General features: G+C 65.4%; 10 protein-coding genes. 3 read left to right on the top strand and 7 right to left on the bottom strand.

The genetic code is table 11. The annotated features are described in order from the left end of the window. Nucleotides 1-80 precede the first annotated feature (80 nt). From BRA471DRAFT_RS25260 to BRA471DRAFT_RS25230, 7 genes are all read right to left on the bottom strand, one after another. On the bottom strand, nt 81-1,529 hold the full coding sequence (locus BRA471DRAFT_RS25260; protein ID WP_007612381.1) for an aldehyde dehydrogenase family protein: 1,449 nt from the start codon (nt 1,527-1,529) through the stop codon (nt 81-83). Between the two features lie 17 nt (nt 1,530-1,546). Next, complete coding sequence (gene gudD, locus BRA471DRAFT_RS25255; RefSeq protein ID WP_007612380.1) at nt 1,547-2,890, bottom strand: glucarate dehydratase; 1,344 nt, start codon at nt 2,888-2,890, stop codon at nt 1,547-1,549. Nucleotides 2,891-2,914: 24 nt separating this feature from the next. After that, on the bottom strand, nt 2,915-3,859 hold the full coding sequence (kdgD, locus tag BRA471DRAFT_RS25250) for a 5-dehydro-4-deoxyglucarate dehydratase (RefSeq protein WP_007612378.1): 945 nt from the start codon (nt 3,857-3,859) through the stop codon (nt 2,915-2,917). Nucleotides 3,860-3,983: 124 nt separating this feature from the next. Continuing rightward, nucleotides 3,984-4,889, bottom strand: coding sequence for a LysR substrate-binding domain-containing protein (locus BRA471DRAFT_RS25245; RefSeq protein WP_007602059.1), 906 nt, complete (start codon nt 4,887-4,889; stop codon nt 3,984-3,986). A 122-nt stretch (nt 4,890-5,011) separates the two neighbouring features. After that, a complete protein-coding gene (locus BRA471DRAFT_RS25240; protein ID WP_007612370.1) occupies nt 5,012-6,352 on the bottom strand; it encodes an MFS transporter in 1,341 nt (446 codons plus the stop codon). A gap of 299 nt (nt 6,353-6,651) precedes the next feature. Continuing rightward, nucleotides 6,652-8,604 carry a hypothetical protein gene (locus tag BRA471DRAFT_RS25235; RefSeq protein WP_007612368.1) on the bottom strand — a complete coding sequence of 651 codons (1,953 nt, stop codon included), beginning with the start codon at nt 8,602-8,604 and terminating at the stop codon, nt 6,652-6,654. Nucleotides 8,605-8,756: 152 nt separating this feature from the next. Next, nucleotides 8,757-9,839 carry a YbhN family protein gene (locus tag BRA471DRAFT_RS25230; protein WP_007612366.1) on the bottom strand — a complete coding sequence of 361 codons (1,083 nt, stop codon included), beginning with the start codon at nt 9,837-9,839 and terminating at the stop codon, nt 8,757-8,759. Nucleotides 9,840-10,255: 416 nt separating this feature from the next. Between BRA471DRAFT_RS25230 and BRA471DRAFT_RS25225 the strand changes: the two genes are divergently transcribed. The 3 genes from BRA471DRAFT_RS25225 to BRA471DRAFT_RS25215 all read left to right on the top strand — a co-directional run bounded on the left by BRA471DRAFT_RS25225 (nt 10,256) and on the right by BRA471DRAFT_RS25215 (nt 14,839). Continuing rightward, nucleotides 10,256-10,762, top strand: coding sequence for a ferritin-like domain-containing protein (locus BRA471DRAFT_RS25225; RefSeq protein ID WP_007612365.1), 507 nt, complete (start codon nt 10,256-10,258; stop codon nt 10,760-10,762). A 162-nt stretch (nt 10,763-10,924) separates the two neighbouring features. Next, a complete protein-coding gene (locus tag BRA471DRAFT_RS25220) occupies nt 10,925-12,328 on the top strand; it encodes an MFS transporter (protein ID WP_007612364.1) in 1,404 nt (467 codons plus the stop codon). A 111-nt stretch (nt 12,329-12,439) separates the two neighbouring features. Beyond that, the gene (locus tag BRA471DRAFT_RS25215) at nt 12,440-14,839 is read left to right on the top strand and encodes an EAL domain-containing protein (protein WP_007612363.1); all 2,400 of its coding nucleotides are present in this window, start codon (nt 12,440-12,442) and stop codon (nt 14,837-14,839) included. Nucleotides 14,840-14,841 lie beyond the last annotated feature (2 nt).

Here is a 14,841-nt window from a genome sequence, read left to right as displayed (position 1 = left end):
AACCCACCACCGTCTGCATCCGTCGAACCACAAGAGGTGGGTTACGCTGCGCTAACCCACCCTACGACACCTACGATCCATCAACCGGGATAGGTATAGGCAGTCTTCACCGTGGTGTAGAACTCGCGGGCATAGGAGCCCTGCTCGCGGGCGCCGTAGCTCGAGCCCTTCCGGCCGCCGAACGGCACGTGATAGTCGACGCCGGCCGTCGGCAGATTGACCATCACCATGCCGGACTCGCTGTTGCGCTTGTAGTGCGAGGCGTATTTCAGGCTGGTGGTGCAGATGCCGGAGGCGAGGCCGAACTCGGTGTCGTTGGAGATCGCGAGCGCCTCCTCGTAGTTCTTGGCGCGAATGACGGTCGCCACCGGGCCGAAGATTTCTTCGCGCGCGATCCGCATGTTGTTGTTGGCTTCCGTGAACAGCGCCGGCTGCAGGTAGTGGCCGGGCGTTTCGCGCTTGAGCAGCTCGCCACCCCATGCGAGCTTGGCACCCTCGTCCTGACCGATCTTGATGTAGCGCAGGTCCTGGTCGAGCTGGCTCTGGTCGACCACCGGGCCGATATGCACGCCGGCCTTGAGCGCGTCGTCCACCGTGAGGCCTTTGAGGCGCTCGGTCACCGCCGCAACGAAACGGTCGTGAATACCTTCGGTGACGATCAGGCGCGAGGAGGCGGTGCAGCGCTGGCCGGTCGAGAAATAGGCGCCGTTAACGGCGACTTCGACGGCAGTCTTGAGATCGGCGTCGTCGAGCACGACCAGCGGGTTCTTGCCGCCCATCTCGAGCTGGAATTTCTTCATGTTGCTCGAGGTCACGCAGGCCTGCGCGATCTTGCGGCCGGTCTGCACCGAGCCGGTGAAGGTGATCGCGGCGACGTCGGGATGCTCGATCAGGGTCTGGCCGACCACCGAGCCGGAACCGACCACGAGGTTGAACACGCCGGCGGGAACGCCGGAACGGGTGATGATCTCGGACAGCGCATGCGCCGAACCCGGCACCAGCTCGGCCGGCTTGAACACCACGGTGTTGCCATAGCAGAGCGCCGGGGCGATCTTCCAGGCGGGGATCGCGATCGGGAAATTCCAGGGCGTGATCATGCCGACGACGCCCATCGGCTCACGGGTGAGCTCGACGTCGATGCCGGGACGAACTGACGCACCCTTTTCGCCGATCATGCGCAGCGCCTCGCCGGCGAAGAACGCAAAAATCTGGCCGGCGCGGGCGACCTCGCCGATACCCTCGGGCAGGGTCTTGCCTTCCTCGCGGGCGAGCAGGCGGCCGAGCTCTTCCTTGCGGGCGATGATCTCGAGCGAAATCTTGTTCAGCGCGTCATAACGCGCCTGCGGCGTCGACTGCGCCCAGGCGGGAAAAGCGGCCTTGGCGGCTGCGATCGCCTTCTCGGTCTGCGCCTTGTCGGCCTTGGCGTATTCGCCGACGACGTCGTTGGTGTTGGAGGGGTTGATGTTCTTGGTGACGGCGGAGCCATCGACCCATTCGCCGCCGATGAAGTTCTTCAGGATCGCAGTCATAGCTTCCTCCAGAGTTTTTAACGAACCAGGCAGGGACGCTTGTCGTCGAAGGTCCAGCCGGGGATCAGGTCCTGCATGGCAATAGCGTCATCGCGGGCGCCGAGTCCATGCTGCTTGTAGAGGTCATGCGCGGCTTCGATGGCGGCCCTGTCGATTTCGATACCCAGGCCCGGCCTATCCGGCACGGCGATCTTGCCGGCCCTGATCTGGAGCGGCTCCTTCGTCAGGGCCTGGCCGTCCTGCCAGATCCAATGCGTGTCGATCGCGGTGACCTTGCCGGGGGCGGCGGCGCCGACATGGGTGAACATGGCGAGCGAGATGTCGAAATGGTTGTTGGAGTGCGAACCCCAGGTCAGGCCGTTGTCGCGGCAGGTCTGAGCCACGCGCACCGAGCCTTGCATGGTCCAGAAATGGGGATCGGCCAGCGGAATGTCCACCGCGCCGAGGCGCAGCGCGTGAGACAATTGCCGCCAATCGGTCGCGATCATGTTGGTCGCGGTCGGCAGGCCCGTTGCACGGCGGAACTCGGCCATGATCTCACGGCCGGAGAAGCCGCCTTCGGCACCGCAGGGGTCCTCGGCATAGGCGAGGATGCCGTGCATGTCCTTGCAGAGGCTGACGGCCTCGTCGAGCGACCATGCGCCGTTCGGGTCCAGGGTCACGCGCGCATCCGGAAAGCGCCTGGCGATCGCGGTGACGGCCTCGATCTCCTGCTCGCCGCGCAGCACGCCGCCCTTGAGCTTGAAATCGGCGAAGCCGTAATGGTCGTGGGTGGCTTCCGCGAGCCGCACCACGGTTTCCGGCGTCATGGCCTGCTGATGGCGGAGGTTGAACCACTCGGGCTTGCCGGTCTCGCCGGTGACGTAGTCGAGCTTGCTTTTGCTGATGTCGCCGACGAAGAAGAGATAGCCCAGTGTCTCGACGCTGTTGCGCTGCTGACCCTCGCCGAGCAGGGCTGCGACCGGCAGGTTGAGATGCTGGCCGAGCAAATCGAGCAGCGCCGACTCCACGGCCGTGACGGCGTGGATCATGACGCGGAGATCGAAAGTCTGCTTGCCGCGGCCGGCGGCATCGCGATCGGCGAAGGCGGTCCTGATATCGGCGAGGATGTTGTTCATCGCGCCGACGGTCTTGCCGATCACGAGATCACGGGCGTCCTGCAGCGTCTGCCAGATCTTCTGCCCGCCAGGGACCTCGCCGACGCCGGTGTGGCCGGCATTGTCGGTGAGGATGACGATGTTGCGGGTGAAGAACGGCGCATGCGCGCCGCTCAGATTGAGGAGCATGCTGTCACGGCCTGCGACCGGGATCACCTGCATCGCGGTGACGACCGGTGCGCCGGTGATCTCGGTCTTGGCCATCGCAGGCTCCTCCCTGTGTCGCTGTTATTCTGCAGCCTGTTGTGACGATCGGATGGCGGGCAGATTCTTCACCAGCGCCGCGACCTCCGCGATCTCCTGCTCGGTGAGATCGGTCAGCGGCGGGCGGACGGGGCCGGAATCGCGGCCGATCACCTTCATGCCGGCCTTGATGATCGAGACCGCATAGCCCTTCTTGCGGTTGCGGATCGCGATCAGCGGCAGGATGAAGTCCTTCAGGCCGGCGTGGATCTGCGCGTGGTCGCGCTTGCGCACGGCGGCGTAGAAGTTGGTGGCGAATTCCGGAACGAAGTTGAACACCGCCGAGGAGTAGGTCGTCACGCCCATGTCGAGATACGGCAGCGCGAAGGTCTCCGCGGTCGGCAAGCCGCCGATATAGGTCAGGCGGTCGCCGAGCTTGGTGTAGACGCGGGTCATCAGCTCGATGTCGCCGATGCCGTCCTTGTAGCCGACGAGGTTCGGGCAGCGCTCGGCGAGGCGGGCGAGCGTATCGGGCTGGAGGATGGCGTTGTCGCGGTTGTAGACGATGACGCCGATCTTCACGGAGGCGCAGATCGCTTCCACGTGGGCAGCAAGGCCGTCCTGCTCGGCATGGGTGAGATAGGGCGGCAGCAGCAACAGGCCGTCGGCGCCGGCCTTCTCCGCGCCGATCGCGATCTCGCGCGCGGTGGCGGTGCCGTATCCGGTGCCGGCGAGCACGGGAACGCGGCCCTTGGTCTCGTCGACGGCGATCTTGACGACCTGCGGAACCTCGGCCGCCGTCAGCGAGAAGAACTCGCCGGTGCCGCCGGCGGCGAACAGGCCTGCGACGTCATAGCCGCACAGCCAGTCCATATTGGCGCGGTAGGTCGCCTCGTCGAAGGAGTAATCCGCCTTGAACGGCGTGACGGGGAAAGACAGGAGGCCGGATCCGATCTTCTGGGCCATTTCCTGCGGGGTCATCTTGCTCATGGGCGCTGCTCCCTGGTCTCGTGTTGTGGAGGACGCAAAGGCTGCGCGTCCATGCGCCGTGGTTTAGGAGACCGTTCGATGCGGGTCCAAGCCAAAGCCTATATCGACCTATGCGAAATCAGCATCAATCTTCCATCACCTCCGCCGAGGACAATTCGCTCGCGATTTTGACGAGCGCCGACAGCAGCGGGTTCTCGTCGTCGCGGCGCCAGACCATGAACAGCTCGACCGGGACGCGGGTGCGCAGCTTCAGCGGCCGCAGGCGGACATCCGCGATCTTCAGGCTCGCTGCCGCCGCCGGCACGATGGCGAGGCCGAGGCCGGCGCGCACCATGGCGAGGATCGAGTGGATCTGGCTCAGGTGCTGGACATAGCGCGGCAGGATGTCGGCGCGGGTGAACAGCGCCACCAGCACGTCGTGAAAGTAGCGGCTCTCATAGGGCGAATACATCACGAAGGGCTGGTTGTCGAAATCCTTGATCGTGACGCTCTCGGCATTCGCCAGCGGATGCTTTTTCGGGATCGCGGCGAGCAGGGGCTCGGCGACGACGCGGCGGCTGGCGATTTCGGGGCGCGCGATCGGCGGCCTGAGCAGGCCGGCATCGATCTGGCCCGATGTCAGCGCCTCGAACTGGTCGCCCGACACCATCTCCTTCAGTGAGAAGTCCACCTCGGGCAGCTTGGCGCGGCAGGCGGCGACGAGCTCGGGGAGGAAGCCGTAGGCGGCGGCCGCGGTGAAGCCGATCTTCAGCGAGCCGGACTTGCCGAGCGCGATACGGCGGGCGACCTGCGAGGCGCTTTCCGCAAGCTTCAGGATGCGCCGGGCTTCCGGCAGGAAGCTGCGCCCGGCAGGCGTCAGGCGTACCGAGCGGCTGGTACGCTCCAGCAGCGGCGCATCGATGATGTGCTCAAGCACCTGGATCTGCCGGGACAGCGGCGGCTGGGTCATGTTCAGCCGCGCGGCGGCGCGGCCGAAATGCAATTCCTCCGCCACGGTGACGAAACAGCGGAGCTGGTTGAGGTCGAACATCGATACATGCCTTAGATGGATAAGGCGTTTCCCCGGCGCTTCTAGCATCGATTACTCCCAAAACAAAGACGGCGGCCGTGAAGCCGCCGTTAAGTTGCCTGGTCAAGCTCCCATGGGAGCCCTCAGGAGGAACGTTTGAGCACCACGCGCTCGATCTTGCCCACGACCACGAGATAGGCGAATGCGGCCACCAGCGCGTTGGCGCCGACGAATATCAGCGCGCCGTTGAACGAGCCGGTCGCGGCCAGGATGTAGCCGATCACGATCGGGGTGCTGATCGAGGAGAGATTGCCGAAGGTATTGAACAGGCCGCCCGAGACACCGCCGGCTTCCTTCGGCGAGGTGTCGGAGACGACAGCCCAGCCGAGCGCGCCGATGCCCTTGCCGAAGAAGGCGAGCGCCATGAATCCGACCACCAGTGCCTGGCCTTCGACATAGTTGCAGGCCACGATCGACATCGACAGCAGCATGCCGCCGACGATCGGGACCTTGCGTGCCATGGTCAACGAGCCGGTCTTGCGCAGGATCGCGTCGGAGATGACGCCGCCAAGCACGCCGCCGATGAAGCCGCACAGCGCCGGCAGCGTCGCGACGAAGCCGGCTTGCAGGATCGACAGGCCGCGCTCCTTGACGAGGTAGACCGGAAACCAGGTCAGGAAGAAATAGGTCAGGGTGTTGATGCAGTACTGGCCGAGATAGACGCCGAGCATCATGCGGTTGGAGAGCAGCTGGCGGATGTGGTCCCACCCGGAGCCGGCCTCGGCCGCGCGCTCTTCCTTGGGCGCGTCGAGATCGACCAGCGCGCCGCCGTCCTTGATGTAGTCGAACTCGGCCTCGTTGATGCCGGGATGCTCCTTCGGGCCATAGATCGTCTTGATCCAGACCAGGCCCATGATGATTCCGAGCGCGCCCATCACGAAGAACACGTAGCGCCAGCCGTAATCATGCGCGATCCAGCCCATCAGCGGGGCGAAAATCACTGTTGCGAAATACTGTCCGGAATTGAAGAAGGCGGACGCGGTGCCGCGCTCGTTGCTCGGAAACCAGGCCGCCACGATGCGAGCATTGGCGGGGAACGACGGCGCTTCGGCGATACCGACGAGGAAGCGCAGGCCGAACAGCACGGTGATCGCGGTGCCGGCGCTGAAGAATCCGACCCAGCCCTGCATAGTCGTGAACAGCGACCAGACGATGATGCTGAAGGCATAGACGAGGCGGGAGCCGTAGCGGTCGAGCAGCCAGCCGCCCGGCACCTGCGCGATCACGTAGGACCATCCGAACGCCGAGAAGATGTAGCCCATCGCGACCGGATCGAGGTGCAGCTCCTTGGAGAGCGCGGGGCCCGCGATCGACAGCGTGGCGCGGTCGGCATAATTGACGGTCGTGACCAGGAACAACATGGTCACGATGAACAGCCTGACGCGAGACCTTCTCACGTCCGCTGCGGACATCACTGCGCTCATGACGCGCCTCCTTAGAACTCGAAACGTTTCCCCACCGCGACTCCTAGAGGTGCGCGCGGCAAAGTGTCCAAGTTCAAGGCAGTATCGATCGATGCCGCTTTTGGATTGATGGAACGGCAGGTGGGGGGAACGATTGAGGTGATGGCGAACCCGATTGCACCACGCACGCCGTTGTCATTTCCCGCGAAGGCGGGAAATCCAGTACGCCGTGACGTCTCGATTCAATCACGTCTGTCACGGAGTACTGGATCGCCCGCCTGCGCGGGCGATGACAGCGTGCGGGTAGAGGCTGCGCGTGTCTACTGTTGCGCGCCCGGCAGCAGCGGTGCGAGCAGCCCGCGTGTCACCCCCGGCGGTGCCGCATCCAGCCCCAGCACGGCGCTTGCGGCCGGCAGCGCCGCGTCCGCCATCGCGGCGTGGCCTTCGGCGCTCGGATGCACGGCGCCGCCATAGACGGCGGAGAGGACGCCCCAGGTCGCGTCGTGGATGTCGGTCGGCTGGCTCGCCGCCGGCAAGCCTTGCGGATAGGTCATCGCGGCGAAATAGCTGTCATTGGCGTCGCGGATCCAGCGCGCGCGCGGCAAATAGGCGCGGAATTCGGAGGCACCGCGGCCGCACAGCATCGGCTGGCTCGCCGCGCTCACGATGTCGGGATTGAAGCTCTGGCCGTTCTCGGCAAAGCAGGTGCGGTCGAATTCCGGATCGTTGCCCGAATGGGCGCAGAAGCCGTGATCGGCGAACGCCGCCTGATGCGAATCCACGAAGGTCATGCGGTCGGCCTCGGGATCGCGGCAAAGTGCACCGCGGGTGCAGGTGGCGAGCCCCTTCAGCTGCGGCAGGAATTCGGTGTCGACGAAGGTCGAGACGCGGGCGAGGCGCTGCGGATCGGCGTTGAAGGCGGGATGGATGTCGAAGCCAGCGCGGCCGCCGCGACAGGGCACGCCACCATCGGCGAGCGCCGGGTTGGCGTAGGAGACGTAGACCACGTGCGAGAGGTCGCCGCCGACCAGCGGCTTCAGCGCCTCGCGCAGCTTGACGAAGTTCTGCGGCAGCTCGCGCGCCAGCGCATCGCGGGAATCATCGACGCTCGCCATCACGCCGGAGCGGCGGAATATGGCGCGCTCGGTTGAGGTCTCGACGATCACGTCGGCGACGAGGCCCGAGAAATAGACGTCGTTGGCGCCGACCGAGAGCAGCACGAGGTCGAGCGTGCGCTCGGGTTGGCGCTTCCTGGCGGCGGTGAGCGCCTCGCGCAGCTCGGCGACTTGCGCGTTCACGCTGGTGTTGCAGACGCCGGTCTTGCCGGGCGGGCATTCGCGGGCGCGCTGCGAGCCGAGCAGCCCGTCGCTAATGCTGGCGCCGGTGCAGGCGAGCGGCAAAAAGGTCACCGCGACGTGGGTGTAGCGTACCGCGAGCGCCAGCGCGGTGCGCGCCTGGTAGCTGTAGAGCGATCGGTGGCAAGGCGAGTTGAACCAGAGCGCGCTGTAGCGCTGCCAGTTGGCAAGCGTATCCGGCGCTTCGCAGGCGCGGCCGCCCTTGAAGCCGGCGCGGCTCGGCCGGTAATACTGCGCGCCGGCGGTGCCCAGATAGGAGCGGAAGCAAAAACCTTCGTCCGACAGTGCCAGCGGCCGGTCCGGATTGCCTTCGCCCGAGGCGATGCTGTCTCCGAGGCCAGCGACGAAGATATCCCGGACCTGGATCTCGGTCTGGACCCGCTGGGTCGGATCGAAGCCGGAGGAGACGTCGACGCTGGCAACCGTCTGCTTGCCGTAGCGGACCCGCAGATTGACCGGCTCGGCGCAGTCGAATGTGGATTGTTGCGGCCCATCGCCGTCGTCGAACGACCAGGCGCAGGTGGCGCCGACCGGCACTGCGCCGGCGAGGCGCACGGTGACGGGATGGTCGAGGGGGGTGAGGTAATTTTCCTTCGTGTTGTCGCGGGTGCAGGGCTGGTTGACCCGGCCCTGGAGGTCGATGCAGAGCCGGTTGACCATGTTTCGGGCCCAGCCGCGGCCCTCGCTCTGGAGCTCCAGCGATTGCTCGGCGGCGAGGATGCTGCGGTTACGCGCATTCTCGACATGGAGCAGGAAGTCGCGCTCTTCGCGGAACAGCCGGAAGCGGTTGCGCACCTCCCAGCTGATCTGCAGAGCGCCGGCGTCTTGCGCGGCCGCCTGCTCCGGCGGCAGGGCGGTGAGGAGCCCGGCGAGCAGCAGGGCACCGGCGAGCAAACGGCGAAGGGATACAGGGATCATGGCCCGCGTCTTCAACGGCAAAGTTGAGGCGGAAATAAGAGAGCTGCTTTCCGCCTGCAACATTGGTCTGACGGTTTTGCCGGCCGCCGTCTAGCGGACTATGTTGGAGCATGATCCTCTCGGAATCCGCTTCGCACTTTTCCGGATCATGCTCAGCGTTTGCTGGCCTGCCGCAGCGACCGCTCGCGCTCCATCGCTGCCACCTGCTTGGGCAGGTTGGCCTGCGCGCAGGCCTCCGCCAGCCGTCGGCGCTCCTGCCAGGGCTCCACCACATTCATCCAGAGCTCGCGTGTGCCCATGATGGAGATGGCAAGACCGAACGGGATCACGAAATAGAGGATGCGGAAGACGAGGAGCGTGGCCAGAAGCTGTTCGCGGCCGAATTCGGGCAACGCCACCAGCATGGCGGCGTCGAACACGCCGAGCGAGCCGGGGGCGTGGCTGGCGAAGCCGAGCAAAGTCGCCAAAATGAACACCACGGAGAGCGACAGGAAGTCGATCTGCGGAGTGGCCGGCACCAGAAGGTACATCGCCAGCGCACAGAATCCGAGATCGACGACGCCGATCAGGATCTGCACCAGCGTCAGCGGCGCTGACGGCAGTACCACCTTCCAGCCCTTTTGGCCGAGCTCGCGGCGCTTCTCGCCCATGCACAGCCAGACCAGATAGGCGCCGATCGAGGCGAGGCCGCCGATCGCAATCAGCCGGTTGATCGACGATGGCAGCTGATCCATGTAGGAGGCGGCATCCGGATGGATCGTCATTCCGATCGAGAGCACGAAGATGTTACCGAGCCAGAAGGTCAGGCCCGACAGGAAGCAGATTTTTGCGACGTCGATCGCATTCAGCCCGTAATCCGAATAGATCCGGAAGCGGATCGCGCCGCCGGTGAAGACGGTGGCGCCGATATTGTGGCCGATCGAATAGGACGTGAAGCTGGAGAGCGCTGCGATGCGATAGGGCACGTGCTTCTTGCCGATCGTTCGCAGTGCAAAAAAGTCGTAGAAGGTCAGCGTACAGAACGCGAAGCATACGCAGATCGCCGCGAGCCCGATATTACCGCGGGGGATCTCGGTCAATGCGGTCAGGATGACCCCGGTGTCGATGCCCTTCAGGGTCCGCACCAGCGTGGTGATCGCGAACGCAATGATGAAGACGCTCGCCGCGACGCCGAGTCGCCGCCAGCCGATCCATCTCTTGAAGCCGCGCTTCAGCGCGGTCAGCAGTCCGTGCATTCATCCTCCCGGCGGGGGGCAAGACCGACCAGGCCAGACATTGGCCGGTCGGATGCGATCAGTGCCCGATGTGGGCTTGGATCGCTAGGCATGATGTAGCTCATTTAAGGCAAAAACAGTAACTTGTGCAGCCCTTGACAAGGATAGGTTCTGGCTTGGGCCAGCCACTTTGTCATACGCGGTTCACATCGGACGCGCGTTAAGCATATGAGTCGTGGGACCGGTCGCGTCCGTCCGTGACATGATTTCAGATCCTGCACGGCCGGCATTGTTCCAGCGCAAGGGATGCGGGCTTTTTTGGAACGACGATGCCGTGCGCTGGTTAGTGCCCCATCAGCAATCGAACATGGCGGAATAACCGGCTTCTCCTGCAAGCCGGTGCCTCCGTGTTCCCACAACCCGAGAGGATCGGACCGATGGGATTGTTCACAAAAGACATCAAAACCATGAACGACCTGTTCGTGCATCAGCTCCAGGACATCTATTACGCCGAGCAGCAGCTCACCAAGGCTCTGCCGAAAATGGCGGATAAGGCGACCGATCCGCAGCTGAAGCAGGGCTTTTTGACGCACCTCGAAGAAACCAGGGAGCACGTCAAGCGCCTCGAGGAAGTGTTCAAGATGCACGGTGCGCAGGTAAAGGCGGTCGATTGCCCCGCGATCGACGGCATCATCGAGGAAGCCGACGAGACCGCCGGCGAAGTCGCCGACAAGGCGGTGCTCGACGCCGCGCTGATCAACGCGGCACAGGCGGCGGAGCATTACGAGATCGTCCGCTACGGCAGCCTGATCGCCTGGGCCAAGCAACTCGGCCGCAACGACTGCGCCAGCGTGCTCGCCAAGACGCTCGAGGAGGAGAAGGCCACCGACAAAAAGCTGACCACGATCGCCGAGAGCAAGGTGAACCTGCGCGCGGCCAGCTAGGGCGAGGCGTAGCCAGGATCAGGATAGAGCGTCGCGCGGTCATCCGCGCGACGCTCGAACATGAGGCCATCCGTCCCGCATCCATCATTCGATCCTTGTCGTAATATGGCGGCGAGCGGGAAGCGTATATCGTTCGCATGGGGCTGCAACCGAGATGGCAGCATGCGAGTCAGCACCGCCAGATACGAAGCCTTCGAAGCCGGCGTGCCGCATGCCGGCTCCCGCCTTGCGACGTCACTCACCCTTGCCGCGATGAGCCTCGGCTATGGCGTGGTGCAGCTTGACGTCACCATCGTCAACACCGCGCTCGACGCGATGGGCAGGACGCTCGGCGGCGGCGTCGCCGAGCTGCAATGGGTTGTCAGCGCCTACACCATTGCGTTTGCCGCCTTCATCCTGACGGCCGGCGCGCTCGGCGACCGCATCGGCGCCAAGCGCGTCTTCATGGCGGGTTTCGCAATCTTCACCGCGGCCTCGCTCGCCTGTGCGTTTTCGCCCAATGCGACCGTGCTGATTGGGGCGCGGCTGGTCCAGGGCCTGGGGGCGGCGATCCTGGTGCCAAATTCTCTTGCCCTGCTCAATCATGCCTATCCGGACGACCGCGAGCGCGGCCGCGCCGTCGCGATCTGGGCCGCCGGTGCGAGCCTCGCGCTCACCGCGGGCCCCTTCGTCGGCGGCGCGTTGATCACACTGGTCGGCTGGCGCGCGATCTTCCTGGTCAATCTCCCGGTCGGGCTCGTTGGCCTGTGGCTCAGCTGGCGTTGCGCCAGCGAAACGACGCGGGCGCGCTCGCGCGAGATCGACCTGCCCGGCCAGCTTGCCGCGATCGGCGCGCTGGGAGCGCTCGCCGGAGCGATCATCGAAGGTGGCGCGCTTGGCTGGGAACATCCAGCCGTGGTCGCGGCCTTCGTCGCAGCCGCAATTCTTGCCGTGCTCTTCGTCTGGCGCGAGAGCCGTGCGGCGCAGCCGATGTTGCCGCTGTCGCTGTTCGGCCATCGACTGTTCGCGCTGACCGCGCTCGTCGGTCTGCTCGTCAACATCGCGATCTACGGCCTGATCTTCGTGCTCAGCCTGTATTTCCAGAGGATCAATGGCCTGTCGGCGTGGTGGACCGGTCTCGCATTCGTGCCAATGATGGGGGTGGTGCTTCCGGTCAATCTGCTGGCGCCGCGCCTCGCCGAGCGTATCGGCCCATGCCCGACCATCGTTGTCGGCGCCTGCGTCTCGGCGCTCGGATGCTTTGGCCTGCTGTGGATCGAGGCCGGCACGAGCTATTGGGCGATCTTTGCGCAGATGATCGCAATCAGCAGCGGACTTGGGCTGCTGGTGCCGCCGCTGACCTCGACCTTGCTGGGCAGCGTCGAGAAGGCACGCTCCGGCATCGCGGCGGGCGTCCTGAACGCGACGCGGCAGACGGGCAGCGTGCTCGGCGTTGCGCTGTTCGGTTCGCTGGTGGCCTCGGAAGGCGCGTTCATGACCGGCCTGCACCTGTCGCTGGTCGTGTCGGCGGCCGTGCTGCTGCTCGCCGCCGCCGTGATCGGCCTCGGCGCGCCTTCGCGCGGATGAACAATCCGAGCGATTGAACACAGCTTCCGTTCACCATCCACGAAACAGGCACGTAGCCGGTTACCGACTGTCCATCTCTGTCGGTTCCAGTGCGGTCGATAGGGGCCCGCAATGTATCAAGTTCTCTACTGTCTCACCGAGGAGCACGACTGGCGGCTCGTCACGCTTGGCGGCGCGGTGTGCCTGCTCGCGAGCGCGGCGGCGATCAGCCTGTTTCACCGGGCGCGCGCGACGCACGGCCTTGGGCGCCTGGTCTGGATCGCCCTGGATGCCGTCGTCAGCGGATGCGGCGTCTGGGCGACGCATTTCATCGCGATGCTCGCCTACGGGCCGGGGGGCGCCGGCGCCTACAACATCCCGGTGACGATCCTTTCGCTGATCTTCGCGATCTCCCTAACCTTCGTGGGCCTGAGTCTGGCGGCATCCTCTGCGCGCGCGCCGTGGATCGTGCTCGGCGGCGCCATCGTCGGCACCGCGGTCGCGACGATGCATTATACCGGCATGGCGGCGCTGGAGATGCCGGCACGCGTCGATTGGATCGGGAGCACGGTTGCCGCCTCGGTGCTGTTCGGAATCGTATTCGCAGCGCTCGCGCTGTTCGTCGCTGCGCGGCGCGACGACCTCTTCCACGCGCTGACCGCAAGCGCCCTGCTGACGGTCGCCATCGTCGCACATCATTTCACAGCAATGGGCGCGGTCGTGTTGACGCCGGATCCGACGCTCGCGATCAGCGGGTTGTCGATCCCGGCGGACTCATTGTCCTTCTTTACCGCAGGTGCTGCGGTCGCGATCATCGCGATTGCGCTGGTGGCCGCGCTGCTCGACCGCCGCGCCAAGGGCGAATTGGGCCGCCAGCAGATTGTGCTGGACACGGCGCTCGAGAACATGTCGCAGGGACTGTGCATGTTCGACGCGGACGGCAAGATCATCCTGTTCAACGAGCGTTATGCCGCGATGCTCGGCCGCACCGACATCCTGCTCACCGGCCGGCTGCTGGTCGACGTCCTGCGGGAGGAGCAGGCCAAGGGGCAGTGGCAGGGCGATGCCGGCGAATTCTTCGCCCGCCTCGTCGCCGACGCGCGCGAGAGCCGCACCACGACCGACGTCGTGACCAGGTTCGGCCGCTCCATCCGGGTTGTGAACCAGCCGATGCATGGTGGCGGCTGGGTCGCGACCTTCGAGGACATCACCGAATGGCTGGAGGCCCAGGCCAAGATCTCGCACATGGCCCGCCATGACGCGCTGACCAGCCTGCCGAACCGCGTGCTGTTCCACGAGCAGCTCGTGCAGGGACTGCGCCGGACCGGATCGGGCGACCAGCTCGCGGTGCTTTGTCTCGATCTCGACCACTTCAAGGACATCAACGACTCGCTCGGCCACCCCATCGGCGATGCGCTGCTCAAGGAGGTCGGGCGCAGGCTGAAGGCCACCGTCGGCGAGAGCGACACCGTGGCGCGGCTCGGTGGCGACGAGTTCGCCGTGGTCCAGATCGGACGTTCCGAGGAAACCGCGGCACGATCCCTTGCCGGCCGCCTGGTCGAGGTGATCTCGGCGCCTTACGAGATCGACGACCATCAGATCATCATCGGTGTCTCTATCGGCATCTCGCTGTCGCCGCAGGACGGCGACAATCCCGATGAACTGCTGAAGAACGCCGACCTCGCACTGTACCGCGCCAAGGCGGACGGCCGCGGCACCTATCGCTTCTTCGAGACCGGCATGGATGCTCGCGCACAAGCACGGCGTCTGCTGGAGATGGACATGCGCGCGGCGCTGCAACGTGACGAGTTCCAGCCGTACTACCAGCCGATCCGCGACGTCGCCAGCGGTCGCGTCGTCGCGTTCGAGGCGCTGCTGCGCTGGAATCATCCGCAGCGCGGCCTGATCGCGCCCCTCAGCTTCATTCCATTGGCCGAGGAGACCGGGCTCATCATCCAGCTCGGCGATTTCGTGCTACGCTCCGCCTGCACCGACGCCGCCACCTGGCCTGACGATGTCGACGTCGCGGTCAACCTGTCGCCCGTGCAGTTCAGGAACCCAAATCTGATCGCATCCGTGACCGAGGCATTGGCGTTGTCGGGCCTCGACGCGCGCCGCCTCGAGCTCGAGATCACCGAATCCGTCCTGCTGCAGAACAGCGAGGCGACGCTGGCCACGCTGCATGACCTCCGCGCCATGGGCGTGCGCATCTCGCTCGACGATTTCGGCACCGGCTATTCGTCCCTGAGTTATCTGCGCAGCTTCCCGTTCGACAAGATCAAGATCGACCGCTCCTTCGTGTCGGAACTCGGGACGCGCGAGGATTCCATGGCGATCATCCGTGCCGTGACTGGCCTCGGCCGCAGCCTCGGCATCGTCACCACGGCAGAGGGGGTCGAGAACGACGGGCAACTCGAGCTGCTCCGGCGCGAAGGCTGCACCCAGGCGCAGGGCTATCTGTTCAGCAAGCCCCGGCCGGCTTCCGATGTCGCCATCATGCTGGACCGGCCGCAGTTGCGCGCGATCGCCTGAGG

It is taken from the genome of Bradyrhizobium sp. WSM471 (assembly GCF_000244915.1).
Classification (GTDB): Bacteria; Pseudomonadota; Alphaproteobacteria; order Rhizobiales; family Xanthobacteraceae; genus Bradyrhizobium.
The sequence above is the reverse complement of the archived record's forward strand: the minus strand, read 5'-3'. Positions and strand labels throughout refer to the sequence as shown.